This is a genomic window from Brachybacterium huguangmaarense (assembly GCF_025725725.1).
Taxonomy (GTDB): Bacteria; Actinomycetota; Actinomycetes; order Actinomycetales; family Dermabacteraceae; genus Brachybacterium; species Brachybacterium huguangmaarense.
In genome coordinates this window covers 281,997-306,166 of record NZ_CP107020.1, presented here as the reverse complement: position 1 = coordinate 306,166, position 24,170 = coordinate 281,997, and the positions used below count along the sequence as shown (strand labels likewise).

The following is a 24,170-nucleotide window of genomic DNA, read 5'->3' as shown; positions in this document are numbered from 1 at the left end:
GGACGACCGCCGTCCCCCGTCCCCGATCCCGCGAGGTCGCCATGTCCGCGTCTGCCCCCCGTGTGCCGCTCGTCGAGCACCGCGCCGATGTGGAGGCCCTGCTCGCCCCGCTCCTGCGCACCGAGCGTCACCGGCTGGAGGCCGGTCTGGTGGGGCGGGTCGCCGCCGCCGAGCGTCGCGCCCGCGTCGACGTGCCCTCGGCCGACAACTCCCAGATGGACGGCTTCGCGGTCGCCTCGACCGACTGTCCCGCGGCGGGGGAGGAGTTCGCGCTGCCCGTCGGCGCCCCGATCCCGGCCGGCGCTGCGCCGTCGGCCCTCGAGGCGGGCACGGCCCGCCCGATCATGACCGGCGCCCCCCTGCCCGCCGGAGCCGACCTCGTGATCCCGATCGAGGAGGCCGTCGACGGCGGCTTCGACGCACCGCGCGTGACCCTGCGCCCCCTCGACGTCACCCCCGGCCGATACGTGCGCGCCCGCGGCTCGGACTGCCGGGCGGGGGACACCGTGCTCCGGGCCGGCGACGAGCTGACCCCCGCCCGCATCGCCCAGCTCGCCTCGGTCGGCATCGGGGACGTGGACCTCGTCGAACCCGTGGCCACGGTCGTGCTGTCCACCGGGAGCGAGGTCGCCGACCCCGCCGGCCCGCTCCCGGCTGGCGACGCCTACGACGCCAACGGACCCGGCCTCGCGGCCGCGCTCACCGCGGCGGGAGCCGACGTCCTGAGCACCGACCGCGTGCCGGACGATCCCGACGCCCTGCTCGACCTCCTCGCCGCGTACGCCCGGTCCGGAGCCCAGCTCGTGGTCACGAGCGGCGGCGTCTCCGAGGGCGCGTACGAGGTGGTCAAGCTCGCCGCCTCGCGCCCCGGCGTCGACCTCACCTTCTGCAAGGTCGCGATGCAGCCCGGCGGTCCGCAGGGGCTGGGGACCGTGACCCTCGACGGCCACCGGCTCGCGTGGCTCGCCTTCCCCGGCAACCCCGTCTCGGCCCTCCTGAGCTGCGAGCTGTTCGCGCGCCCGGCCCTGCACGCCCCCGCCCGCCCGCGGCTGCGGCTGCCCGTGCGGCTCGAGCATCCCGAGTCCTCCCCGCCCGCGCTCGAGCAGTACCGTCGGGCCTACGTCCTCGCCTCGGGCGCCGTGCGCCTCGCGGGCGGGCCGTCCTCGCATCTGCTGGGCGCCCTCGCGACCGCGACCGCCCTCGTGGTCGTGCCCGTCGGCACCGACCGCCTCGAGGACGGCGACGTGCTCGAGACCATCCTGCTGACCTGAGGAGAACGATGAGCGACCCCGCGCCGTCCCCCGCCGGCCGTCCGGCCGAGGCGGACCTGGCCGACGACCTCACCCATGTGCGCGCCGACGGCAGCGCCCACATGGTCGACGTGACCGGCAAGACGACCACCTCGCGCTCGGCCGCGGCCCGCGCCGTGCTGCGCACCCGCCCCGACGTGGTCGCCCGCATCGTCGACGGCGACCTGCCCAAGGGGGAGGCCCTGTCCGTCGCGCGCCTGGCCGGGATCATGGGCGCCAAGCGCACGAGCGATCTCGTGCCCCTGTGCCATCCCCTGCCCCTGACGGGCGTCGAGGTCGATCTCGACGCCCACGACGACGTCGTCGAGATCCTGGCCCGGGTGCGCACGCGAGGCGTGACGGGCGTCGAGATGGAGGCGCTGACCGCCGTCACGGTCGCCGCGCTCACGCTGTTCGACATGATCAAGGCCGTCGACCATCTCGCGACGATCGAGGCGGTCCAGGTGCTCGCGAAGTCCGGCGGCAAGAGCGGCGACTGGGACCGCGAGCGCGCCGGCGGCGCCAAGGGCGCCGCGACGCAGGAGGAGCGATGACGACCGCCCGCATCGTGATCGCCTCGACCCGGGCCGCGGCGGGCGACTACACCGACCGCACAGGCCCCGTGCTGCACGACTGGCTCACGGGCCGCGGCCACGACGTGCCCGCCCCCGTCGTCGTCCCCGACGGACCGGCCGTGGGCGCCGCCCTGGCCGACGCGATCGGCGCGGGCGTCGACCTCGTCATCAGCTCGGGCGGCACCGGCATCAGCCCCTCGGACACCACCCCCGAGCAGACCGCGCCGCTCCTGGATCGCGAGCTGCCGGGCATCGCCGAGGCGATCCGCCGGCGCGGCGAGACGGCGACCCCGCTCGCTGTGCTCAGCCGCGGCCTCGCGGGCGTCGCACGACGCAGCATCGTCGTGAACCTGCCCGGCTCGCCGGGCGGCGTGCGGGACGGCATCGCCGTGCTCGAACCGCTCCTGGACCACCTGCTCACCCAGCGCGACGGCGGCGGGCACCCATGACCGCGCGCCCCGACACCGGCCCCACCGACCCTCCGAGGAGACCATGACCGACCCCGAGTCCCTGCGCGTGCCCGGCGACCCCGCGATGGGCCACGCCGCCGAGCGCGTCGCCTACGCCGCCGTGACCACCGACGAGGTCACGACCATGCGGATGGCCTCCCTCGTGACCGATCCGCGCTGCGGCGCCGTCGTCACCTTCGACGGCGTCGTGCGCGACCACGACGACGGCAAGGGCGTGCTGCGCCTGGACTATTCGGCCCACCCGAGCGCGCAGGACGTGATCGAGCAGGTCGCCGTCGAGATCGCCGGCCGCTACGCGGACGTGCTCGTCGCCGTCGCCCACCGGTACGGCCCCCTCATGGTGGGGGAGACGGCGCTGGCGTGCGCGGTCTCCGCGCCCCATCGCAAGCTCGCCTTCGCCGCGTGCGACGACCTCGTGGACACGGTCAAGCGACGCCTGCCGATCTGGAAGCGCCAGGAGTTCACCGACGGCTCCGACGAGTGGGTCGGCGCGCTCGGCTGACCCGCCCGTCCGACCCGCCCGTCCGAACCTCCCGGCCGGCGCCCGCACCGGCCGCGGAGCGCCGTAGCGTGGGGCCATGCGCATCCTCCAGCTGAGCGACACCCACCTGTTCGGCGACCCCGCCCCTCGCCAGTACGACCGCATCGACACCGCCGCGGCGCTGGCGGGCGTGCTCGACCGCCTCGCCGACGTCGGCCCGCTCGAGGCGGTGATCCACACCGGCGACGCCTCGGAGGACGGCAGCGTCGCGAGCTACCGCGCCCTGCACGACCAGCTCGACCCGTTCGCCCGGGCCCACGGCGCCGTGCTCGCGGTGGCCATGGGCAACCACGACGTGCCCGTGGCCTACGCCACCGTCGTCGGCCCGGGCGACCACGGCGAGCCGTGGCAGGACCGCGTGCTCACCACGCCGGGCGGACTGCGGATCGTCGCGCTCGACTCCTCGGTCCCGCGCGCGGGCTACGGCCACCTCGACGCCCCGCAGCTGGAGTGGCTGCGCACGGTGCTCGCCGAGCCGGCCGCCGCCGGGACGGTCCTGGCCGTGCACCATCCGCCGCTGCCGGCGGCGACGCGCCTCATGGCCGCCCTCGACCTCGACGACCTGGAGAGCCTCGCGGACGTGCTCACCGGCACCGACGTGCGCCTCGTCGTCTCCGGGCACTACCACCACGAGATGTCCGGGAGCATCGCGGGCATCCCCGTGCACGTCGTGCCCGGCATCGCCGATGTCGTGGACCCGCTCGGGCCGCGCGACCGGGCCCGGGCCCTCGCCCTCTCGGGGGCGAGCCTCGTCGAGCTCACGGGCGAGCCGGGCTCGGCACCGCAGGTCAGCACCGCCGTCTGGGCGAGCGCCGGGGACGAGCTCGCCGATCCCGCTCGGCCCGTGTACGGCTTCGGACCGGCCGAGATCGATGCGATCGTCGCGGCCGCGGGTCGTCCCGGCGCGGTCTGACCGACCCCCGGACGCACGAACGCCCGGTCCCCCTGCGGGGCCGGGCGCGGTCGGCGGGCGGGCGCCGCGAGGGCGCGCCGGATCAGCGCACGAGCTGCTGGGGGCTCAGCCCCTGCGTGGTGCGCACGCGGCTGAGCTCGGACAGCTCGCCGTCGGGCGTCGCGGCGCCGTGCGCGCCGTCCTGCCCCGCACCGCGCAGCACGGCGCTGCGACGAGCGGCGGTGCGCAGGAAGGCGTCCATGCGGGAGCCTCGGCGGTCGGTGTCCACGGTCGTGGTCATGGGAAGGGTCCTCCGTCTCAGGGTGATGGGGTGACGCGCCGCACGACGGCTAGCTCTCGTGGATCGTCGTGTCAAGCGCGTGTCAACACTCGATATTCTGCCGCGTCCGGCGCGGTTGTGCACGCGCAGCGGCGCCGAGGGTCGCCCGTCTCACAAAGCACCCGTGACCTGCGCCTTCCGCGCGTCACGGGTGACCGGCAGGCGGCGTGACGCAGGCCATGGAGTCCTGCTCCGCCGGTCCCGTCAGGACCCGTCCGCGCCGCCGTGGCTCCGCTCGGCCGGCCCGCCGGCGAGCCGGGCTCTCCGCTCACGGTGAACGCAGCCCGCCACGGTTAGCACTCACGTTGCACGAGTGCCAGACGGGTTCTAGAGTGAGCCGTGTTGGCAGTCACAGGGCCCGAGTGCCAGGTGCTGTCGCGAGGACCACGCCGCTCGGCACCGCGACGACGATCGGCAGCCGGTCAGACCATCCACGAACTCATCGAAGTCCACTGAACATGAAGGAGTGAGCCGCATGTCGGTCTCCATCAAGCCCCTCGAGGATCGCGTCGTCATCAAGCCGACCGAGGCCGAGCAGACCACCGCCTCCGGCCTGGTCATCCCGGACACCGCGAAGGAGAAGCCCCAGGAGGGCGAGGTTGTCGCCGTCGGCGAGGGCCGCTTCGACGACAAGGGCCAGCGGATCCCGCTCGACGTGAAGGTCGGCGACAAGGTCGTCTTCTCCAAGTACGGCGGCACCGAGCTCAAGTACGGCGGCGACGAGTTCCTGATCCTGGGCTCGCGCGACATCCTCGCCGTCATCGAGAACTGAGGCTGATACCGCATGGCTAAGGAGATCATCTACGACGAGGACGCGCGCCGCGCCCTCGAGCGCGGTGTCGACAAGCTCGCCGACACCGTCAAGGTGACGCTCGGCCCCAAGGGCCGCAACGTCGTCCTCGACAAGAAGTGGGGCGCCCCCACGATCACCAACGACGGCGTGACCATCGCCCGCGAGATCGAGCTCGAGGACTCCTACGAGAACCTCGGCGCCCAGCTCGCCAAGGAGGTCGCGACCAAGACCAACGACGTCGCCGGCGACGGCACCACGACCGCGACCGTGCTGGCCCAGGCGCTCGTCCACGAGGGCATGCGCAACGTGGCCTCCGGGGCGGCGCCGTCCGCGCTCAAGCGCGGCATGGAGTCGGCCGTCGAGGCGCTCTCCGAGAAGCTCGGCGAGATCGCGATCGACGTCGACTCCAAGGAGCAGATCGCCAACGTCGCGGCCGTCTCGAGCCAGGACCGCGAGATCGGCGAGCTGCTCGCCGAGGCGTTCGACAAGGTCGGCAAGGACGGCGTCATCACGGTCGAGGAGTCCTCGACCACCGCGATGGAGCTCGACTTCACCGAGGGCATGCAGTTCGACAAGGGCTACATCTCCCCGTACTTCGTGACCGACGCGGACCGCCAGGAGGCCGTCCTCGAGGACGCGTACATCCTGCTCAACCAGGGCAAGATCTCCGCCGTGGCGGACCTCCTGCCGATCCTCGAGAAGGTCATCGAGGGCAGCAAGCCCCTGCTGATCCTGGCCGAGGACGTCGACGGCGAGGCCCTGTCCACGCTCGTGGTCAACAAGATCCGCGGCAACTTCAAGGGCGCCGCGGTCAAGGCCCCCGCCTTCGGCGATCGCCGCAAGGCGATGCTGCAGGACATCGCGGTGCTCACCGGCGCCCAGGTGGTCACGCCCGATCTGGGCCTGGACCTCAAGACCGTGGGCCTTGAGGTGCTCGGCACCGCCCACCGCGTCGTCATCACGAAGGACTCGACGACCATCGTCGGCGGCGCCGGCGATGACGAGGCCGTGGCCGACCGCGTCGCGCAGATCCGCTCCGAGATCGCGAACACCGACTCCGACTGGGATCGCGAGAAGCTCCAGGAGCGCCTCGCGAAGCTGTCCGGCGGCGTGTCCGTGATCAAGGTCGGCGCGCACACGGAGGTCGAGCTCAAGGAGAAGAAGATGCGCATCGAGGACGCGGTCTCCGCGACTCGTGCGGCCATCGAGGAGGGCATCGTGGCCGGTGGCGGCAGCGCCATCGTCCAGGCGGCCTCCGTGCTCTCCGACGATCTCGGCAAGTCCGGTGACGAGGCCGTCGGCGTGCGCGCCGTGGCCAAGGCCGTCGCCGAGCCGCTGCGCTGGATCGCCGAGAACGCAGGCCTCGAGGGCTACGTCGTCGTCGAGAAGGTCAAGGCCGAGAAGACCGGCAACGGCCTCGACGCCGCGACCGGCGAGTACGTCGACCTCGTCGACGCGGGCATCATCGACCCCGTCAAGGTGACGCGCAGCGCCCTGCGCAACGCCGCCTCGATCGCGACCCTCGTGCTCACCACCGAGACCCTCGTGGTGGACAAGAAGGACGAGGACGAGGACTGAGACGCCGAGGCGTGATCGCCTGATCGTCCCGTCCGATGCCCCGGCCGCCCTGCGCGGCCGGGGCATCGTCGCGTCCGGGCGCGACCACGACGGGACCCGGCGTGTCCACGGACCGTCGGGCCCGTGATCCGTCGGTGCCCCCACCTAGGATGGGACCTGTTCCGGCATCGGCGTCCGATCCCCTCGCGGGCGCGGCGACGGCCTCGACGCGTCGCACCCGCAGGTGCTGGAGGAGTGAACGTGCACACGCCCCACGAGACCACCGCGGTCCCGCGCGACCACGGCGAGCCCTCGCACGTGTTCGGCCCGATGCGCTCGGCCGTGATGGCCGCTCTCGTCGGCGCCATCACCTTCGTGGTCGTGCTCGAGTTCCTCGTGCTCACGAGCTTCATCGGACAGCGCCTCTGGAACGACGACGCCCTCTTCCACGAGGTGCTGTTCACCCTCCCGCTCGTGCTGTGGTTGCTGATCCTCGTCGCCGCCGTCGTGATCTGCCTGCGCACCATCACCTCCTGGCTCACCGTCGGCGAGCAGGGCTTCGCGACGCACGGCCTGTTCCGGCGCGCCGTCTCCCACGAGTGGTCGGACGTGGCCCGGCTCGTCGCGGTGCGCGACGTGACGCGCGTGCCGCTGCCGACCGAACGGGTGCCCGCGCCCGAGGACCCCTACGACGGGGTCTACGTGGTCGGCACCAACGGACGCCGCCTCGCGACCTTCTCCGGACGCCTCTTCGGCGCCCGCGCCCAGCACGCCGTGATCGACCAGGCGCGTGCCGCGGGGACCGAGGTCGAGGAGGTCGACCAGCTCGCGCCGCGGGAGCTGCGCACGCGCGTGCCGCGGTCGATCCCGGTCGCGGACCTCCATCCCGGGCTCGTGCTGCTCGCGGTCGTCGCCTTCTACGCCGCGCACAACATCCTGACCTTCATCGTGTGGGGGCTCTGATCGCTCCCGGCCGGTCCGCGCGCCGTCATGCCCGCCGCCGCGAGCGCGAGGCCGCGGCGCCGCTGGCCCAGCGCGAGGGGCTGGACCCCGTGCGCCTCGTCGCCCGCGCCGACGGGGTGAGCCTGCCGGCGGATCCCGGCCCGACGCCGGCCGTGCGGACCGCCGCCGAGGTGCTCGCCGCGCGCTTCCCGCCGCTGCTGTCTGCCGGGGCCACCGATCTCGCGCTCCGCTTCGCCCGGGGCGACGTGGTGCATGCCGACGGCACGCCCTGGCGTGCCCACGACGTCGTGCGACCCGGCGACGAGCTGTGGTTCCACCGCGAGCTCGCGCCCGAGCACGTGCCCGAGGCCGAGCTCGTCGTGCTCCACCGCGACGAGCACCTGCTCGTGCTCGACAAGCCGCACGGCATGGCGAGCACCCCGCGCGGCACGCACGTGCTCGCGAGCGCCCTCGTGCGCCTGCGTCGGGCCACCGGCCTCGTCGACCTCGTGCCCCTGCACCGCCTCGATCGGCGCACCGCGGGTGTGCTGGCCTTCGGCATCCGACCCGAGGAGCGCGGCGACTATCAGCAGCTGTTCGCGCGCGGACTCGTCCGCAAGCACTACCTCGCCCGGCTCGACACGAGCCGTGACGCGAGCTGGCGACCGAGGGCGGGGGAGCGCCGCCTCCTGGTCCATCGGCTCGCGCGCGAGCGCGGGTGGCGCCGCACCCGCGTCGTGGACGGCGAGCCCAACGCGCGCACCGAGCTCGAGGTGCTCTCGACCGGCGTGGGGGAGGCGCTCGTCGGCCTGTGGCCGGCCACCGGCCGCACCCATCAGCTGCGCGTGCAGCTCGCGGCGCTCGGCACCCCGATCCTCGGCGACGACCTGTACCCCGTCGAGCGGCCCGAGGCCGCGTGCGGCGACCTCCAGCTGCTCGCCCGGCGCCTCGCCTTCGCCGACCCGATCACGGGACACGAGCACGTCTTCACCTCGCGGCGCACCCTGGACCCGAGCCCGCGGGAGCCCGGCCGATGAGCGCGGGCGCGCCGGCTCCGCGCCGCACGCGGCGCGGCCAGCTCCTGGTGGGCGCCTCGCTCGGCGCGCGGTACCTCCCCGCCGCCCTCGTGGGCCTCCCGATCGTGAGCCTCGTGCTGTCCCCCCTCGGCGCCGCCGCCGTCCAGCAGTGGGTGCTCCGGCCCGCCGTGCGGGTGCGCCTCGGCGGCGCCGTGCACGCCGCCGACACCCTCGGCGTCCAGCTGCTCGTCGCGTTCGTCCTGCTGTGGGCCCTGCTCGCCCTGTGGGCGCTGCTCCCGATCGTGCTCTCGCGGCGCCTGGTCCTGCTCGACCCCGAGCACGGCACCCTCTCCCGCCGCCGCGGCCTGCGCCGCCTGCCCGACCGCCCCGTGGCCGACGTCGTGTGGGCCGTCGGCGAGGCCGACCGGGACGCCGTCGCCCTGATCGGCCTGCTGCCGGGCGGGGCACATCCCGGCGACGACCGCGAGGCGGAGCAGTGGGTCATCCCGCACATCGGCTGGGACGACGCCTCGTTCGACGGGCTGCGCGCCCTCCAGGAGGCGGCCGGGCTCTCCGTGTCCCCGCCGCGCCCCGTGCTCGCAGCTGCCGCACGACGCCGACGGCGCACCGCGGCGCATCGCGTGCTCGCCGAGCGCTACGACATCCCCTGGCGCCCCGAGTACGAGGACCCCGCGGAGTTCGAGCGTGAGCTCGACCACGTGCGCCGGGTGCTCGGCGGCAAGGAGAGCACTCGCCCCGAGGACCCGCCGCCGTCGGACCCGGGGCGGCCGGGGACTCGGGGATAGCCTCGGAGCATGGACCCCGATGCGCAGCCGCGACCGGCCCCGCTCCCCACCACCACGAGCCCCCTCGGCGCCGTCGACTCGCTGACGGTGCGCTCCGAGGCGGCCGCGGCGGTCGGCAGCGCCCTGCTGTCGGGCGGCATGGCCTCCTACCGGGTCAAGGCCGCGATGGCGCTCACCGCGCGCGCCCTCGGCCTGGACTCGTTCAGCTCGATCGTCACGTTCACGGACATCACGGCGACCGCGACCCTCGGCGGCCGCTATCGCACTCGGATCACCCAGCCGGACCACGTGGGCGTGGACGTGGATCACCTCGCCCGCATCCACCGCATGGTCGAGCAGCTGCCCGCGCGCGTGAGCGCCGCCGAGATCTTCGAGCAGCTCGCGCGCATCGCGGCCCGGCCGCCGCTGTACGGGGCTCTCGTCAACGCGCTCGCCGCGGGCCTCGCGTGCGCGGCGTTCTCCTTCCTCAACGGCGGCGGTCCCATCGAGATGCTCGCGGTGCTGATCGCCGCGATCGCGGGCCAGGCCGTGCGCCGGACGATGCAACGGCGGCACTGGAACCACCTGCTCGTCACGGTGATCGCCGCGGCCCTCACGAGCGGCGTGTACGCGCTCGCGGTGGGGGTGCCGACCCTGCTCGGGGTGATCGAGCCCGGGCACCGCGGCGGCTATCTGGCCGCGGTGCTCTTCCTCGTGCCCGGCTTCCCGCTCATCACCGGGATCCTGGACATCGTGCGGTCCGACTTCAGCGCCGGGGTCGCGCGCCTGACCTACTCGATGATGATCATCCTCGCGGCCGCCGCGAGCGTGTGGGCCGTCGGCATCGCCGTGGGGATGGGCCCGGACTCCACCAACCTGCTGACCCTGCCGCTCGCCGCCGAGCTGCCGCTGCGCGCGCTCGCGACCTTCGTGGGCGTGCTCGGCTTCGCGGTCATCTTCAACTCGCCGTGGCGGATCGCGCTGGGCGCCGCCCTGGTCTCGCTCGTGGCCAACACCCTGCGCTTCGTGATGACGACCGGCGAGGTCCCGCCCCAGCTCGCGACGCTCGCCGCGACCACCCTGGTGGGCGTGCTCGCCTACACGGCCGCACGCATCTGGCACATCCCGCGCACGAGCATCTCGGTGCCCGCCGTCGTCATCATGATCCCCGGCTTCACCCTCTACACGGCGTTCTCGCTCATGAATACGGGCGACGTCACGGGCTCCCTCATGCTGCTCCAGGAGGCGGTGCAGGTGATCCTCGCCGCCGGCTTCGGGCTCGCGCTCGCCCACCTCGCGACCTCGCCCAGCTGGCGCCGCGTCGCGCACCCGCACTGAGGGCGGCACCTGCCGAGTGCGGCCGTTGAGAACTGTCGCTCCACTGGTCGCCGACCACTCCGCGGGGCCCGGTGAGCTGGATGTCGACGTCCTTCAGCAGCGCGCCCTCGCGACCGTCCCGCTCCTTCGGGGGCCGGGGATCTCCGAGCTGCCACGTCGGACGAGGTCGACGGGGACGGTCGTGACGGTCTCGGCCGTCGGATGCCCCTGCAGTCGGCTCACCAAATTCTCGACGATCTGTCGTCCGATGTCGTCGAGGCGCTGAGCCACGACGCTCAAGGCGGGATCGACGACCGTGCCCAGGTCCAGGTCGTCGAAGCCGATCTGTGCGATCTCCCGCTGCCGTCCCAGCTGATGGAGACCGACCAAGGCACCGAGCGAGGTCACATTGCGGGCGGTGAACAGCGCGGTGGGCGGTTCGTCGAGGGTCAGCAGCTCGCTCACGATCGCGGGGACGGACGACGCCGTGTAGGCGTCCATGCGGACGAGCTCCGGCCGTTTGGCGAGACCGTGGGCCTGCAGCGCCTCCCGGTAGCCGTCGAGGCGATGGCGCATCGTGTAGCCAAGGTCGTCGCCGATGTACGCGATGTCCCGATGCCCTCGGGCGACCAGGTGGTCGATCGCGGCGCGGGCGCCGCCCCGGTTGTCCGACACGATCGCCGGCACACCGGCGGAGGCGGGAGGACGGTCCACGCAGAGGACGGGTCGACCGAGCGTCACCGTCGGGGAGAGGTAGCTCTGGTCCCCGGGCGGCGGCGCGATGATCAGGGCATCGACGTTGTGGGCGACCAGATCGCGGACCAGCTCCTCCGCCCGGTCCGCACGTGCGTCGCTGCTCGCGACGAGGAGCATCGACCCCCGTTCCGCCAGGGCGTCCTCGACCGATCGCGCGAGCTGCGAGAAGAAGGAGTCCTTGATGTCGTCGACGATGAAGCCGATTATCCAGGACGGGGCGCCGTGGCTGCGAAGCGCGTGGGCGGCCGGGTTGCGGCGGTACCCGAGATCGATGATCGCCTGCTCCACCGCACGGCGACGACCCGGCTCGACGTTGCCCGCGCCGTTGACCACGCGGGACGCGGTCATCGGACTGACCCCCGCGGCCGCGGCGACGTCCTTGATGGTCGGTCGATGGCCATGCCCGCGAGAACGGCCCGAGGACGTGCTCACGTCGCCGCCTCCGGGGACCTCGTCGAGCACCGCCGGCCGTTCCGGTCCATGTCGCTCCTTCCGCAGAGCTCGTGCTGTCGTCGGTCCCGATGATCCGGCGCAGCGACGTCGGAGCGGGACTGGAGCCCAGTATGGCGCCGTGGACGCGTCGCGCTCCCGCCGCCCCGGGCGGACCGTTCACAGACGGGAGCCATGTGGTAGCGTTACCGCACCACGAAAGATAACGTTACCGCGCAGATGGTCCGCCATGGTCGACGGGCTGCTCCGCGAAGTTCGACGAGGAGTCCGCGCAACCACGGGCCTCCTCGCCCCCACGACGCCCGTGCGGCGGCATCGGATCGCCCAGGTCCGCAGCCATGCTGTCCGCAGGCCGCACGGATCGTCCCTCCACCTCGACCGTCCCCATGCGGCGCGACCTCCCTGCCGCCGCATCTCCCGTCATCTCGAAGGAGACAACGATGTCCAACGTGACCCACGGTCTTTCGCGCCGCCGACTGCTGACCGGTGCGTCCGCCGCAGCCCTCGGCGGTGTCCTGGCCCCCACCCTCTCGGCGTGCGGAGGGGGAGGCGGCGACTCCACGACCTTCACGATCCAGCAGTACGAGTCGAAGGCCTCGGCTCAGTACAAGGGCTGGGAGAAGGCTCTCGAGATCTTCAAGGGGAAGCACCCCGACCTGGACGTCAAGCTGGTCCAGACCAGCTTCGACAACATGCAAAAGAACGCCAAGATCATCCTCTCGGGCCGGGACGTCCCTGATGTCGTCGAGGTCAACAAGGGCAACGCGGACGCGGGCCAGCTGTCGGCACAGGGTCTGCTCATCGACCTCTCCGAGCAGGTGACCTCCAAGGGTTGGGACAAGAAGGTCGTCGGGACCATGGCCGCGCTGGCGCAGTACACCCCTGAGGGGAACGCGGGATCCGGTGCATGGTTCGGCGTCCCGAACATCGGCGAGTACGTGCAGGTCTACTACAACGCGGACATGTTCGCCGAGGCGGGCATCCAGGGGCCGCCGGACTCCCTGGCGGCCTTCCAGGAGATCATGGACGTCTTCATCGGCAAGGGGCAGGCCCCGTTGTCCAGCAGCGCCAACACCAACGGCGGCTGGGGCGCGATGTGGACCTGGTACTCGCTCGTCTCGGCGTTCGGCAGCCGGGAGCAGATGGACGACTACATGTTCCTGCGGGGCTCCGTGGACTTCTCGGCGGATCCCTGGAAGCGGGGCACGGACCTGTTCGCGCAGTGGGTCGGCGCCGGCTACCTGGGCAGCAAGATCGCCGGCGTGAACTCGGACCAGGCGCAGGTGGCGTTCATCGGCAAGAAGTTCCCGATGCTCCTGACCAACTCCGGGGCCTACTCGACGATCGCCGACCAGGCCGACTTCGCGTGGGACTCCTTCATCCTCCCCGAGGCGCAGAACATCATGGGATCGTCCGGCCACCTCTGGGCGGTCCCGGCGGACGCCCCGAACCCCGACCTCGCCTACGAGTGGATCGACATCACCCTCAGCGAGGAGGTCCAGAACGAGATCGGAAAGCTCGGCGGCCTGCCGCTGGCCGGGGACCCCTCGGTGATCGAGGACGAGAAGCTGCGTGCCTTCACGGAGACGTTCGACTCCCTGAAGGAGGACAAGATGTCCTACTACGCCGACTATCCGGTGCCCGGGTTCATCCCGACGATCCAGGCGGGCATGCAGGGGATCGCCAACGGCACCACGTCGGCGGAGGACTTCCTGGCCGACATGCAGACCTTCTACGACGACGGCAAGGAGACGGTGCTGGGCGGCTGACCGGCGTCTCCCGGGCGCGGTGACGGTGAACGCCGCGCCCGGTCCCCATCCTGTCCTTCCCACGAATCTGGAGTCGCATCATGACCACATCCTCTGTCCGACCACCGGGAGGTGTGTCGGTGCCGACGGCCGCTGAGAAGCGCCGCTCCGCCAGGAAACGAGGCGCAGAGGGCTCGTATTGGCTGTACATGCTCCCCATGGCGATCGGCTTCCTCGCCGTCGTCGCCGCGCCCTTCGTCGCGAACGTCTACATCAGCGCCTTCTCCTGGAGGGGCGGGCGCGCTCCCATGAGATGGGCGGGCCTGGACAACTACGCCCGTCTGCTCAGCGACGAACTGTTCTGGAAGTCCTTCCAGAACTCGCTGTTCATGATCCTCGGCATGGTGATCGTGCCGACGATCATCGGGCTCTTCCTGTCGGCCTTCCTGTTCGACTACATCGGGAAGAAGTTCGGTGCGCGGGCCGCGAGCTTCCTGCGGGCGACCTTCTATCTCCCCCAGATCCTGCCCATCGCCGTCGCGGGCGTGGTCTGGGCCTGGATCCTCGACGCCAACACCGGTGCCCTCAACTCCGTGCTCTCCACGGTCGGGATCGAGAACACCCCGGACTGGCTGGGAGACCCGTCGATCGCGATCTACTCGATCGTGCTGGTGCTGATCTGGATCCAGATCGGCTACCCCGTGGTCATCTTCATGGCCGCGCTCCAGCGGGTCGACCCCGAGCTGTACGAGGCCGCCGAGATCGACGGAGCAGGGTGGTTCCGGCGCTTCCGGGCGATCACCATCCCGCAGATCAGGCCCGAGGTGTTCGTCGTGGTCCTGACCGCGACGGTGGCGGCGCTCAAGGTCTTCGGCCCCGTCTGGATCCTCACCTCCGGCGGCCCGGAGAACTCGACCTACGTGCCGTCCTACTACTCGTACCGCAACTTCTTCGAGGTGTCGAAGGTGGGCTACGGCGCCGCGATCGCGACCGTCATGTCCGTGGTGATCCTGATCGTGACCGTATTCATGATGTGGTGGCAGCGGAGATCCGCGCGCCGGAGCGGAGGCGTGGCATGACCATCGACGACCTGGGCCTCGCCGGTCCCGGGGGAGCCACCCCCGTCGTTCCCCGGACCCGTCCGCGCCGCAGCGCGCGCGACCTGGTCCTCCTGATCCTGGCGGTGCTGGTGGCGATCGTCTTCGTCTCGCCGCTGCTCCTGCTCGCGATCAACTCCGTGAAGGACCCGACGGACTACGCGACCAACGGCGCGCTGTCCTGGCCCGAGCACATCTCGTTCGACTCGTGGCTCACCTACAGCGATGCCGTCAACTACCCGCGGGCGCTCCTGAACTCGATCATCAGCTCCGGCCTGGTGGCCGTCCTCGGGGTGGCCATCGCGATGCTCACCGCGTACGCCCTGGGCATCGGCCGGATCAAGGGGAACGCGTTCTTCACGGGCATGTTCCTGTTCGCTACGATGATCCCGCAGGAGGCTCTCATCTATCCGCTGTTCTACGGAGCGGACGCGCTGGGGCTGACGAACACCATCGCCGCCGTGGTCATCATCTTCTCGGTCATCCAGGCGGCGTTCGGGACGTATCTGCTCTCGAGCGTCCTCGGCACCTTCCCGCGGGAGCTGCTGGAGGCCGCGCAGATCGACGGCGCCGGCAAGTTCAGGATCTTCCTGTCCGTCGTGGTGCCGATCATGCGTCCGACGATGTCCGTGCTGCTCGTCTTCTTCTTCATCTGGACCTGGAACGAGCTGCTGATCCCGCTGGTCATGCTGTCGGATCCGACGAACCAGACCGTGCCGATCGCGATCATGACCCTCAAGGGGCAGAACGCGACGCCGATCGACCAGCTCATCGCGGGCTCCATGATGTCCCTCATCCCCACCCTGCTCTTCTTCCTCATCTTCCAGAGGACCTTGGCCAAGGGCGTGACGGCGGGGGCGGTCAAGTAGAGCCCGAGCGGTGCCGGCGGCTCGGGCGCCCTCCCGCCGGCACCACCGAGACCGAAGTGCAACACCCCCCCCACGAGAAAGGATCGTCGATGTTCGACGGCATGAGCTTCACCCGCGCCTCCTCCCTGGAGTCCCGGGCCATCACGGCGGAGAACCCCCGCGGCGAGCGCGGGGTCGGTGGCCAGGCGGCCAGCAATCTCGGGCCCACCCGCAAGGGCGCTCCGTGCACCGAGATCGAGGCGGGGGAGACCATCGTCCTCGCCGACATCGAGGGCTCGGGCACCATCCGGCACATCTGGATGACCATCACCCCGCACACGGAGAACGCCCCGTACGTCTACCGCAACCTGGTGCTGCGCATGTTCTGGGACGGGGAGACCTCGCCCTCGGTCGAGGTCCCGCTCGGCGACTTCTTCTGCTCCGGCTTCGGCGAGCCCGCCCGGGTGCAGTCCCTCCCGATCACCGTGGCCCCCAAGGGCGGGTTCAACTGCTTCTTCCCGATGCCCTTCGCCACGGGCGCACGGATCGAGCTGGTCAGCGAGCATCCCCAGCACGTCAGCGGGGTCTTCTACCAGATCGACTACACGCTCGGCGACCAGCATCCCGAGGACCAGGGCCGCTTCCACGCCCTGTGGCGGCGGTGCGACGGACGGGCCCCGCTGGGGACGGACCACACCCTGCTCGACCTGCCCGCCGGCAGCCGCGGGAGCTACGTCGGCTCCTTCATCCAGCTCACGGCGCTCGAGCGGTTCTGGTGGGGCGAGGGGGAGATGAAGTTCTTCCTCGACGGCGACACCGACTTCCCGACCATCTGCGGCACCGGCCTCGAGGACTACGTGGGCGGGGCCTGGGCGTTCCAGGACCACCTGGGCGCCGAGCCCGCGCCCGTCGCCGAGACGTTCTCGGCCCCGTTCGTGGGCTACTCCCAGCGCCTGGTCAAGGACTCCTCCAAGATGTCGGACTTCGCGACCGACATGCCCCCGTGTCATGGCATGTACCGCTTCCATCTCCCGGACCCGATCTACTTCCATGACGGGCTGCGGGTGACCCTGCAGCAGATCGGCGAGAGGAACGGGCACTTCGAGCGCCAGGACGACATCGCCACGGTCGCGTACTGGTACCAGGCCGGACGCACCCGTCCGCTGCCCGACCTGCCCGAGGCGACGCTGCGCCGTCCGCGCTGACGCGGCCGCGCCCGACGGGGCGCCGGTGCCGTGGCCAGGGCCACGGCACCGGCGCCCCGTCCGCTGTCCCGCGGCGGCTAGCATCGGTGCATGACGACTGCGGATCCCTTCGGTTTTGTCGGCCTCACCTACGACGACGTGCTGCTCCTGCCCGGTGAGACGGATGTGATCCCCTCCGAGGTGGACACCTCCTCGCGCCTGACCCGCGAGATCACCCTGCGCATGCCGCTGGCCTCGGCCGCGATGGACACCGTGACCGAGTCGCGGATGGCGATCGCCATGGCCCGCCACGGCGGCATCGGCATCCTGCACCGCAACCTCTCGATCGAGGACCAGGCTCACCAGGTCGACCTCGTCAAGCGCACCCAGACCGGTCGCATCACCAACCCCGTCACGATCGGCCCCGACGCCACCCTCGAGGACTTCGACGAGCTGTGCGGTCAGTACCGGGTCTCCGGCCTGCCCGTCGTCGACGCCGACCGCCGCCTGCGCGGGATCTGCACCAACCGCGACCTGCGCTTCATCCCCGTCGCCGAGTGGGGCACCACCAAGGTGCGCGACGTCATGACGACCGAGCTGTTCACGGCCCCCTCGGACGTCTCCGCGAGCGAGGCCACCGCGCTGCTGCGCCGCAACAAGCGCGAGCGGCTCCCGCTCGTCGACGCCGACGGGCGTCTCACGGGCCTCATCACCGTCAAGGACTTCGTGAAGTCCGAGCAGTTCCCCCACGCCTCGAAGGACGGCCAGGGCCGCCTGCTCGTCGGCGCGGGCGTCGGCTTCTTCGGCGACTCCCTCGAGCGCGCGGGCGCCCTGCGCGACGCGGGCGCCGACGTGCTCGTGGTCGACACGGCCAACGGTCACGCGCGGCTCGCCCTCGACATGATCCGCACTCTCAAGCAGGACCCGTCGTTCGCCGGCGTCCAGGTGATCGGCGGCAACGTCGCGACCCGCGCGGGCGCCCAGGCGCTCGTGGACGCGGGGGCCGACGCCGTCAAGGTGGGCGTGGGGCCGGGCTCGATCTGCACCACGCGGGTCGTCGCGGGCGTCGGCGTCCCCCAGATCACCGCGATCCACGAGGCCTCGAAGGCGTGCGGCCCCGCGGGGGTCCCGCTCATCGGCGACGGCGGCCTGCAGTACTCGGGCGACATCGCCAAGGCCCTCGTCGCGGGCGCCGACACCGTCATGATCGGCTCGCTGTTCGCAGGCTGCGAGGAGACCCCGGGCGACCTCGTGTTCATCGCCGGCAAGCAGTACAAGGCGTACCGCGGCATGGGATCGCTCGGCGCGATGGCCTCGCGCGGCAAGAAGTCCTTCTCCAAGGACCGCTACTTCCAGGCCGACGTCGAGTCCGACGACAAGATCGTGCCCGAGGGCATCGAGGGCAAGGTCCTGTACCGCGGACCGCTCGGCGCCGTCGCGCACCAGCTCGTGGGCGGCCTGCACCAGAGCATGTTCTACGTCGGCGCGCACACCGTGCCCGAGCTCAAGGAGAAAGGGCAGTTCGTGCGCATCACGCCCGCGGGCCTCAAGGAGTCCCACCCGCACGACGTCGCGGCCATCGCCGAGGCGCCCAACTACTCGATCCGCTGATGACCGCCGACGGCGCCCACGACGTCATCCGGGTCCGCGGCGCGCGCGTCCACAACCTCCGCGGGGTCGACGTCGACCTGCCCAAGCGGCGCCTGACCGTGGTCACGGGCGTCTCCGGCTCGGGCAAGTCCTCGCTCGTCTTCGGCACCGTCGCGGCCGAGTCCCAGCGCCTCATCAACGAGACCTACTCGACCTTCGTGCAGACCTTCATGCCCTCGGCCCCGCGCCCCGAGGTCGACGAGCTCGCGAACCTGACCACGGCGATCGTCGTCGACCAGAACCCGATGGGCGCGAGCGGGCGCTCGACGGTGGGGACCGCGACCGACGCCTACTCCCTCCTGCGCACGCTGTTCTCGCGCTGCTCGACGCCGCACATCGGCAGCTCGCAGGCCTTCGCCTTCACGGTCGCCTCCGCGAGCGGCGCGGGCGTGCTGCGTACCGCCGACGGCCGGGCCGAGAAGAAGTCCTTCGAGGTCATCGGCGGCATGTGCTCGACGTGCGAGGGCACCGGGCGCTCCTCGGCCCTCGACGTCGACGTCATCGTCGATCGGACGAAGTCGCTCCGGGGGGGCGCGATCCTGCTGCCGGGCCACCCCGTCGGCTCGTGGATGTGGCGCGCCTACGCCGAGACCGGCAAGCTCGATCCCGACAAGCGGGTGGGCGACTACAGCGACGCCGAATGGCAGTGGCTGTACGAGCAGGAGCCCACCAAGATCGTCTTCTCGGGCATCAACTACACCTACCAGGGGCTCGCGAGCCGGGTGCGCCGCTCCTACCTCGACCCCGCCCGGCCGCCCAAGCAGAAGCACATCCAGGAGTTCGCCGCCCGGGTCGCGACCTTCGGGCCGTGCCCCGACTGCCACGGCACGCGCCTGGCCGCGGGACCCCGCGAGGCCACCGTCGCCGGCAGGAGGATCTGGGAGCTCACGGCCCTGCAGGTCACCGACCTGCTCGCGTGGGTCGAGGCCCTCGACGAGCCGAGCGTCGCCCCGCTCCTGGCCAACCTCGCCGGCATGCTCCGCGCGATCATCGACATCGGGCTCGGCTACCTCTCGCTCGACCGCGAGTCCGACACCCTCTCGGGCGGCGAGGCCCAGCGGATCAAGATGGTGCGCCACCTCGGCAGCGCCCTGACCGACGTCACGTACGTCTTCGACGAGCCCACCGCGGGCCTGCACCCCCATGACATCTCACGCATGAACGACCTCCTGCTGCAGTTGCGCGACAAGGGCAACACCGTGCTCGTGGTCGAGCACAAGGCCGAGGTGATGGCGATCGCCGACCAGCTCGTCGACCTCGGCCCCGGCGCGGGGGAGGACGGCGGCACCATCCAGTACGTCGGCGACCTCGAGGGGCTGCGCGCGACCGACACCGCGACCGCGCGCTCGCTCGAGCACCGCCTGACCCTGCGCGAGACCCTGCGCACGCCGTCCGGGCCGGCGATCGAGATCCGCGGCGCCCGGGCGCACAACCTGCGCGACGTCGACGTCGACATCCCCCGCGGCGTGCTCACCGTCGTGACGGGGGTGGCCGGGAGCGGCAAGTCCACGCTGATCGAGGGCTCCCTCGCCGGGCGCGACGGCGTGTGCCTCGTCGACCAGGGCCCGATCTCCGGCTCCCGCCGATCCAACCCCGCGACGTACACCGGGCTGCTGGAGCCGATCCGCAGCGCCTTCGCCAAGGCGAACGGGGTCAAGCCCGCCCTGTTCTCCTTCAACTCCGAGGGCGCGTGCCCCGAGTGCAAGGGCGCCGGCGTCGTCTACACCGATCTCGGCCTGATGGCCGGGACCGCGATCCCGTGCGAGGTGTGCGGGGGCCGCCGCTACCAGGCCACCGTGCTCGGCTACACGCTCGACGGCCTCTCGATCGCCGACGTGCTCGACCTGTCGGTCGCCGAGGCGGCCGAGCGCTTCACGGGCGCCAAGGAGGCGCGGATCCTCTCGCGCCTGCAGGACGTCGGGCTCGGCTACCTGCGGCTCGGCCAGCCGCTCACGACGCTCTCGGGCGGCGAGCGCCAGCGGCTCAAGCTCGCCGCGCGCATGGGCACGGGAGCCGACGTGTACGTGCTCGACGAGCCGACCACCGGTCTGCATCTGCAGGACATCGACACCCTCGTGGCGATGCTGCACACCCTCGTCGACGGCGGCGCGACCGTGATCGTCGTCGAGCACTCCCTCGCGGTCATGACCCAGGCCGATCATCTGATCGACGTCGGGCCGGGTGCCGGGCACGACGGCGGCCGCATCGTGTTCACGGGATCCCCGCGCGAGATGGTCGAGGACGGCGGCGTCGACACCCTGACCGCGCGGGCCCTGCGGGAGTGGGTCTCGGCCTGATCGGAGGCGCCCGGCCCGCCTGTCAAGCAGAATGAGCGTTCGCTATGATGCTCGGCATGCCCCGGATCACCGAGAGCCGCCGCGCACAGCAGCGTCAGCGCATCGTCGACGCGATGATCACGTGCATGCGGCGCCAGGGGCTCGCGAAGACCTCGATGGCCGATGTGAGCGAGGAGTCCGGCCTGTCCGCGGGCGCGATCTACGGGTACTTCGCGGGCAAGGACGAGCTGCTCCTGGCCGTCGCGATGCGCGCCCTCGAGAGCCACAGCGAGGCGGTCGCCGAGCTGAGCCGGCGCCGCCCGGTCCCTCCGCCCTCCCAGATCCTCCGCGCCCTCCTGGGCGAGGTGCCCCAGGAGGCCCTCGAGGGAGGGATCCTGCTCCAGGTCTGGGCCGCGGCGGTCCAGCACGAGGGCATGCGCGACGCCGTGCTCGTGGTGTTCTCGACCCTCGACGAGCGCGTGGGCGCGTATCTGCGCGCCTGGTTCATCCAGATCGGGCGTGAGGATCCCGCCGAGAGCGCACGCCGCGCGGCACCCGCGCTCACGGCGCTGACCCAGGGGTTCCTGGTGCGCGCCTCGCTCACGGGCCGTCGCGACGTCGACGCCTTCGTCGAGTCCGTGGGCGCTCTGCTGGATCCCGACGCGCCGCTCCGCTGAGGGCCCTGCGCGGGGCGGCTCGCTCCGCCCGGACATGCGACCGCCCCCGCGCCGGAGGGCACGGGGGCGGTCGTGGACCGGGGCGTTCGGCTCAGGCGCCGCGCGCCGCGCGACCGGAGCGGACGCGGGCGACGATGCCCCAGATCAGCAGGATCAGGCCGACGATGCCGAGCAGGGCCGGCAGGCCGACGCCGACGAAGAAGCCGCCGATCATGCCGCCCGCCGAGAGCGGGGCGATCACGACGTTCTCGGAGCCCGTGCAGGTGACCGACACGTGCGCGTCGCCCGAGGCGGTGACCATGTCGACGACCGCGTACTCGTCGCCGCCGGAGGTGAAGGTGAGGTCGCCGCTCTGCGGGCTCGTGGAGATCGAGGAGGCGGGGTCGCCCGTCGTGGTGCACGTGGCGCCGCTGTCCGAGGAGGGCACCGCGACCACGTACGAGCCCGACGTCACGGACACCTCGCCGCCGTTGCCGAGGGCCGTCGCGCTGTCCCCGATCGAGGAGAGCGAGAACAGCAGCCCGAACACGGCGCCGAGGATCGCGCCCACGATCACGCCGATGCCGCCGAGCACCATCGCGATGATGCCGAAGATGATGCGCTTGAGGCCCTTGCGCTTGACGGGCGCCTGGTACTGGCCGTAGCCGCCGGGCGCGGGGGAGGAGTAGCCGCCGGCCTGCTGGCCGTACTCGCCCCCGGCGTTCGGCGATCCGTAGGACGGCGCGCTGCTCTGCCCGTTGGAGGGCGATCCCTGCCCGTAGGACGGCGAGCTCTGGCCGTACGACGGCTCCCCCTGCGGCGGGGCGGGCTGCCAGCCGCCGCCCTGCGTCCCGTCGTTGCCCTGGTACGGCTGAGACATGGCTCCTCCTCGTGCTCGGCGCTCCCGCGAGCGCAGTGGTGTGTCGGGTCCATCATGTCAGGAGCACGGCCCCGCGCCCCAGCCGTCGCGAGGCGCGAGGCGCCCGTCCGTCGGAGGGGCGCTCTAGGGTGGCCTGCATGACGAGCACCGATCAGGCCGCACGACCCGACGCCTCCGCCCCGGTCGCGGCGGTCGCCCCTGTCGGCTTCCCGGTCGGATGGACGAGCGCCCCGCTGCTGGGCTTCGACACCGAGACGACGGGCACGAACGTGCGCGAGGACCGCATCGTGACGGCGGCGCTCGTGCACTCCGCCGGTCCCGGCCGCGCCGCGGAGACGGTCGCGACGTGGCTCATCGACCCCGGCATCGACATCCCGCCCGCCGCGAGCGCCGTGCACGGGATCTCGACCGAGCACGCCCGCACCTACGGCATGGCCCCGCGCGAGGCGCTCGACGAGGTCGCGGACGCGCTCGCCGACGCGCTCGGCCGCGGCATCCCCGTGGTCGCCTTCAACGCGAGCTTCGACCTGCAGATCCTCGAGGCCGAGCTGGCCCGCCTGGGCCTGCCCCTGCTCGCCGAGCGGCTGGGCCACGACATCGCGCCCGTCGTGGACCCGCTCGTGCTCGATCGCGGGCTCGACCGGTTCCGCAAGGGCAAGCGCACCCTGACCGACCTGTGCGATGTGTACGGCGTGGTCCAGGACGGCCGCCTCCACACCGCCGACGTCGACGTCTCCGCGACCCTCGACGTGCTGCGCGGCATCATCGGGCGCAACCCGGACCTCGCCGCCGCCGAGCTCGCCGAGGTGCACCAGCGCCAGATCGCGCTCCATCGCGACTGGGCGGAGAACTTCAACGAGTTCCTGCGCCGCAAGGGCAAGCCGGGGGACGTGGTCACGGTGTGGCCGCTGTGAGCCAGCCCGTGATCAGCCGGGCGGCGGGCGTCGAGGGCGTCGATAGACTGCCCGGGTGATGAGCGAGATCGAGATCGGACGCAACAAGGGAGGCCGTCGCGGCTACGGCCTCGACGACGTGGCCGTGGTGCCCTCGCGGCGCACGCGAGACCCGGAGGACGTGTCGACCCAGTGGCAGGTCGACGCCTACCACTTCGACATCCCGATCTTCGCCGCCCCCATGGACTCCCTCATGTCGCCCGAGACGGCGATCGAGCTGGGCCGCCTGGGCGGGCTGGGCGTGCTGGACCTCGAGGGCGTGTGGACGCGCTACGAGGACGCCGACGTGCAGCTGCGCCGCATCGCCGAGGCCTCGGGCGAGGACGTCATCGAGACCCTCCGCGACGTGTACTCCGAGCCGATCAAGCCCGAGCTCATCACCGCGAGGATCCGTCAGCTGCGCGACGCGGGCGTGACCGCCGCCGGCTCCCTCTCGCCCCAGCGCACCCAGGAGCTGTGGAAGACCGTCGTCGACGCCGGGGTGGACCTCTTCTTCATCCGCGGCACCACGGTCTCGGCCGAGCACGTCTCGGGCAACCGCGAGCCGTTGAACCTCAAGCGCTTCATCTACGAGCTCGACGTGCCGGTCATCGTCGGCGGCTGCGCGACCTACACGGCCGCCCTGCACCTCATGCGCACGGGCGCCGCGGGCGTGCTCGTCGGCTTCGGCGGGGGAGCCTCGCAGACCACGCGCGAGACCCTCGGCATCTCCGTGCCGCTCGCGACGGCCGTCGCCGACGTCGCCGCCGCGCGGCGCGACTACATGGACGAGTCCGGCGGACGCTACGTGCACGTGATCGCCGACGGCGGTCTGGGCCGCTCGGGCGACCTCGTCAAGGCGATCGGCTGCGGCGCCGACGGCCTCATGGTGGGCGCCGCGCTCGCGCGCAGCACCGACGCCCCCGGCCAGGGCTACCACTGGGGCTCCGAGGCCCACCACCCGGCCCTCCCGCGCGGACACCGCGTCGAGGTCGGCACGGTCGCGCCCCTCGAGCAGATCCTGTTCGGGCCGGGCATCTCCGCCGACGGCACCACCAACCTGGTGGGCGCGCTGCGGCACGCCATGGCGACCACCGGCTACACCGACCTCAAGGAGTTCCAGCGGGTCGAGGTCATCACGACCGTCTGAGGCACGGCCGCGTCCGCGGAGGGAAC

The 24,170-nt window shown here is 72.1% G+C and carries 23 protein-coding genes; 20 read left to right on the top strand and 3 right to left on the bottom strand.

Features of this window, described 5'->3' with window-relative positions; translation table 11 throughout:
• Positions 1-41 precede the first annotated feature (41 nt).
• From BRM3_RS01475 to BRM3_RS01455, 5 genes are all read left to right on the top strand, one after another.
• A complete protein-coding gene (locus BRM3_RS01475; RefSeq protein ID WP_263594343.1) occupies positions 42-1,271 on the top strand; it encodes a molybdopterin molybdotransferase MoeA in 1,230 nt (409 codons plus the stop codon).
• Positions 1,272-1,279: 8 nt separating this feature from the next.
• The gene (gene moaC / locus BRM3_RS01470; RefSeq protein ID WP_263594342.1) at positions 1,280-1,843 is read left to right on the top strand and encodes a cyclic pyranopterin monophosphate synthase MoaC; all 564 of its coding nucleotides are present in this window, start codon (positions 1,280-1,282) and stop codon (positions 1,841-1,843) included.
• The gene (locus BRM3_RS01465) at positions 1,840-2,313 is read left to right on the top strand and encodes a MogA/MoaB family molybdenum cofactor biosynthesis protein (RefSeq protein ID WP_263594341.1); all 474 of its coding nucleotides are present in this window, start codon (positions 1,840-1,842) and stop codon (positions 2,311-2,313) included. The genes moaC and BRM3_RS01465 overlap by 4 nt, the downstream gene beginning before the upstream one ends.
• A 43-nt stretch (positions 2,314-2,356) precedes the next feature.
• Positions 2,357-2,836, top strand: coding sequence for a molybdenum cofactor biosynthesis protein MoaE (locus BRM3_RS01460; protein ID WP_396127010.1), 480 nt, complete (start codon positions 2,357-2,359; stop codon positions 2,834-2,836).
• Positions 2,837-2,912: 76 nt separating this feature from the next.
• Entirely contained in the window at positions 2,913-3,788 is an 876-nt protein-coding gene (locus BRM3_RS01455) for a metallophosphoesterase family protein (protein WP_263594340.1), read from the top strand.
• A gap of 82 nt (positions 3,789-3,870) precedes the next feature.
• Here BRM3_RS01455 and BRM3_RS01450 read toward each other — a convergent pair whose 3' ends face one another.
• Positions 3,871-4,068 carry a hypothetical protein gene (locus BRM3_RS01450; protein WP_263594339.1) on the bottom strand — a complete coding sequence of 66 codons (198 nt, stop codon included), beginning with the start codon at positions 4,066-4,068 and terminating at the stop codon, positions 3,871-3,873.
• Between the two features lie 514 nt (positions 4,069-4,582).
• Here BRM3_RS01450 and groES point away from each other — a divergent pair.
• From groES to BRM3_RS01420, 6 genes are all read left to right on the top strand, one after another.
• Positions 4,583-4,879 carry a co-chaperone GroES gene (gene groES, locus BRM3_RS01445; protein WP_263594338.1) on the top strand — a complete coding sequence of 99 codons (297 nt, stop codon included), beginning with the start codon at positions 4,583-4,585 and terminating at the stop codon, positions 4,877-4,879.
• Positions 4,880-4,891: 12 nt separating this feature from the next.
• Positions 4,892-6,478: a chaperonin GroEL gene (gene groL / locus BRM3_RS01440; RefSeq protein WP_263594337.1), complete on the top strand. Its 1,587-nt coding sequence runs from the start codon at positions 4,892-4,894 to the stop codon at positions 6,476-6,478.
• 240 nt (positions 6,479-6,718) lie between these two features.
• A complete protein-coding gene (locus BRM3_RS01435) occupies positions 6,719-7,420 on the top strand; it encodes a hypothetical protein (protein ID WP_263594336.1) in 702 nt (233 codons plus the stop codon).
• The gene (locus BRM3_RS01430; RefSeq protein ID WP_263594335.1) at positions 7,408-8,436 is read left to right on the top strand and encodes a pseudouridine synthase; all 1,029 of its coding nucleotides are present in this window, start codon (positions 7,408-7,410) and stop codon (positions 8,434-8,436) included. Before BRM3_RS01435 ends, BRM3_RS01430 begins: the two co-directional genes overlap by 13 nt.
• On the top strand, positions 8,433-9,221 hold the full coding sequence (locus tag BRM3_RS01425; RefSeq protein ID WP_263594334.1) for a hypothetical protein: 789 nt from the start codon (positions 8,433-8,435) through the stop codon (positions 9,219-9,221). The genes BRM3_RS01430 and BRM3_RS01425 overlap by 4 nt, the downstream gene beginning before the upstream one ends.
• Before the next feature lie 9 nt (positions 9,222-9,230).
• Positions 9,231-10,538, top strand: coding sequence for a threonine/serine exporter family protein (locus tag BRM3_RS01420; protein WP_263594333.1), 1,308 nt, complete (start codon positions 9,231-9,233; stop codon positions 10,536-10,538).
• 93 nt (positions 10,539-10,631) lie between these two features.
• Here the strand turns inward: BRM3_RS01420 and BRM3_RS01415 are convergent, their stop codons facing one another.
• On the bottom strand, positions 10,632-11,621 hold the full coding sequence (locus tag BRM3_RS01415) for a LacI family DNA-binding transcriptional regulator (protein ID WP_263594332.1): 990 nt from the start codon (positions 11,619-11,621) through the stop codon (positions 10,632-10,634).
• A 542-nt stretch (positions 11,622-12,163) separates the two neighbouring features.
• Between BRM3_RS01415 and BRM3_RS01410 the strand changes: the two genes are divergently transcribed.
• From BRM3_RS01410 to BRM3_RS01380, 7 genes are all read left to right on the top strand, one after another.
• Positions 12,164-13,492 (top strand): ABC transporter substrate-binding protein, encoded by a 1,329-nt coding sequence (locus BRM3_RS01410; protein ID WP_263594331.1) that lies wholly within the window; start codon positions 12,164-12,166, stop codon positions 13,490-13,492.
• A gap of 197 nt (positions 13,493-13,689) precedes the next feature.
• The gene (locus BRM3_RS01405) at positions 13,690-14,550 is read left to right on the top strand and encodes a carbohydrate ABC transporter permease (protein WP_263594330.1); all 861 of its coding nucleotides are present in this window, start codon (positions 13,690-13,692) and stop codon (positions 14,548-14,550) included.
• Positions 14,547-15,437, top strand: coding sequence for a carbohydrate ABC transporter permease (locus BRM3_RS01400; RefSeq protein WP_263594329.1), 891 nt, complete (start codon positions 14,547-14,549; stop codon positions 15,435-15,437). Before BRM3_RS01405 ends, BRM3_RS01400 begins: the two co-directional genes overlap by 4 nt.
• A gap of 89 nt (positions 15,438-15,526) precedes the next feature.
• Positions 15,527-16,621 carry a glycoside hydrolase family 172 protein gene (locus BRM3_RS01395; RefSeq protein WP_263594328.1) on the top strand — a complete coding sequence of 365 codons (1,095 nt, stop codon included), beginning with the start codon at positions 15,527-15,529 and terminating at the stop codon, positions 16,619-16,621.
• 90 nt (positions 16,622-16,711) lie between these two features.
• Positions 16,712-18,211, top strand: a complete 1,500-nt coding sequence (guaB, locus tag BRM3_RS01390; RefSeq protein WP_263594327.1) for an IMP dehydrogenase — start codon at positions 16,712-16,714, stop codon at positions 18,209-18,211.
• Positions 18,211-20,547, top strand: coding sequence for an excinuclease ABC subunit UvrA (locus tag BRM3_RS01385; protein ID WP_263594326.1), 2,337 nt, complete (start codon positions 18,211-18,213; stop codon positions 20,545-20,547). Before guaB ends, BRM3_RS01385 begins: the two co-directional genes overlap by 1 nt.
• Before the next feature lie 56 nt (positions 20,548-20,603).
• Positions 20,604-21,203, top strand: coding sequence for a TetR/AcrR family transcriptional regulator (locus BRM3_RS01380; RefSeq protein WP_263594325.1), 600 nt, complete (start codon positions 20,604-20,606; stop codon positions 21,201-21,203).
• 91 nt (positions 21,204-21,294) lie between these two features.
• On the opposite strand, the gene BRM3_RS01375 is transcribed toward BRM3_RS01380, so the two are convergent.
• Positions 21,295-22,062 (bottom strand): hypothetical protein, encoded by a 768-nt coding sequence (locus BRM3_RS01375; RefSeq protein WP_263594324.1) that lies wholly within the window; start codon positions 22,060-22,062, stop codon positions 21,295-21,297.
• A gap of 137 nt (positions 22,063-22,199) precedes the next feature.
• On the opposite strand from BRM3_RS01375, the gene BRM3_RS01370 reads away from it, so the two are divergent.
• A complete protein-coding gene (locus BRM3_RS01370) occupies positions 22,200-22,976 on the top strand; it encodes an exonuclease domain-containing protein (protein ID WP_263594323.1) in 777 nt (258 codons plus the stop codon).
• A 58-nt stretch (positions 22,977-23,034) separates the two neighbouring features.
• Positions 23,035-24,144 (top strand): GuaB3 family IMP dehydrogenase-related protein, encoded by a 1,110-nt coding sequence (locus BRM3_RS01365; RefSeq protein ID WP_263594322.1) that lies wholly within the window; start codon positions 23,035-23,037, stop codon positions 24,142-24,144.
• The last annotated feature ends 26 nt before the right edge of the window (positions 24,145-24,170 follow it).

Excerpts from the sequence above, each read along its gene's own strand:
- BRM3_RS01475 (WP_263594343.1), top strand. The coding sequence starts at position 42 with ATGTCCGCGTCTGCCCCCCGTGTGCCGCTCGTCGAGCACCGCGCCGAT.
- moaC (WP_263594342.1), top strand. The coding sequence starts at position 1,280 with ATGAGCGACCCCGCGCCGTCCCCCGCCGGCCGTCCGGCCGAGGCGGAC.
- BRM3_RS01465 (WP_263594341.1), top strand. The coding sequence starts at position 1,840 with ATGACGACCGCCCGCATCGTGATCGCCTCGACCCGGGCCGCGGCGGGC.
- BRM3_RS01460 (WP_396127010.1), top strand. The coding sequence starts at position 2,357 with ATGACCGACCCCGAGTCCCTGCGCGTGCCCGGCGACCCCGCGATGGGC.
- BRM3_RS01455 (WP_263594340.1), top strand. The coding sequence starts at position 2,913 with ATGCGCATCCTCCAGCTGAGCGACACCCACCTGTTCGGCGACCCCGCC.
- BRM3_RS01450 (WP_263594339.1), bottom strand. The coding sequence starts at position 4,068 with ATGACCACGACCGTGGACACCGACCGCCGAGGCTCCCGCATGGACGCC.
- groES (WP_263594338.1), top strand. The coding sequence starts at position 4,583 with ATGTCGGTCTCCATCAAGCCCCTCGAGGATCGCGTCGTCATCAAGCCG.
- groL (WP_263594337.1), top strand. The coding sequence starts at position 4,892 with ATGGCTAAGGAGATCATCTACGACGAGGACGCGCGCCGCGCCCTCGAG.
- BRM3_RS01425 (WP_263594334.1), top strand. The coding sequence starts at position 8,433 with ATGAGCGCGGGCGCGCCGGCTCCGCGCCGCACGCGGCGCGGCCAGCTC.
- BRM3_RS01420 (WP_263594333.1), top strand. The coding sequence starts at position 9,231 with ATGGACCCCGATGCGCAGCCGCGACCGGCCCCGCTCCCCACCACCACG.
- BRM3_RS01415 (WP_263594332.1), bottom strand. The coding sequence starts at position 11,621 with ATGACCGCGTCCCGCGTGGTCAACGGCGCGGGCAACGTCGAGCCGGGT.
- BRM3_RS01410 (WP_263594331.1), top strand. The coding sequence starts at position 12,164 with ATGTCCAACGTGACCCACGGTCTTTCGCGCCGCCGACTGCTGACCGGT.
- BRM3_RS01405 (WP_263594330.1), top strand. The coding sequence starts at position 13,690 with ATGGCGATCGGCTTCCTCGCCGTCGTCGCCGCGCCCTTCGTCGCGAAC.
- BRM3_RS01400 (WP_263594329.1), top strand. The coding sequence starts at position 14,547 with ATGACCATCGACGACCTGGGCCTCGCCGGTCCCGGGGGAGCCACCCCC.
- BRM3_RS01395 (WP_263594328.1), top strand. The coding sequence starts at position 15,527 with ATGTTCGACGGCATGAGCTTCACCCGCGCCTCCTCCCTGGAGTCCCGG.
- guaB (WP_263594327.1), top strand. The coding sequence starts at position 16,712 with ATGACGACTGCGGATCCCTTCGGTTTTGTCGGCCTCACCTACGACGAC.
- BRM3_RS01385 (WP_263594326.1), top strand. The coding sequence starts at position 18,211 with ATGACCGCCGACGGCGCCCACGACGTCATCCGGGTCCGCGGCGCGCGC.
- BRM3_RS01380 (WP_263594325.1), top strand. The coding sequence starts at position 20,604 with ATGCCCCGGATCACCGAGAGCCGCCGCGCACAGCAGCGTCAGCGCATC.
- BRM3_RS01375 (WP_263594324.1), bottom strand. The coding sequence starts at position 22,062 with ATGTCTCAGCCGTACCAGGGCAACGACGGGACGCAGGGCGGCGGCTGG.
- BRM3_RS01370 (WP_263594323.1), top strand. The coding sequence starts at position 22,200 with ATGACGAGCACCGATCAGGCCGCACGACCCGACGCCTCCGCCCCGGTC.
- BRM3_RS01365 (WP_263594322.1), top strand. The coding sequence starts at position 23,035 with ATGAGCGAGATCGAGATCGGACGCAACAAGGGAGGCCGTCGCGGCTAC.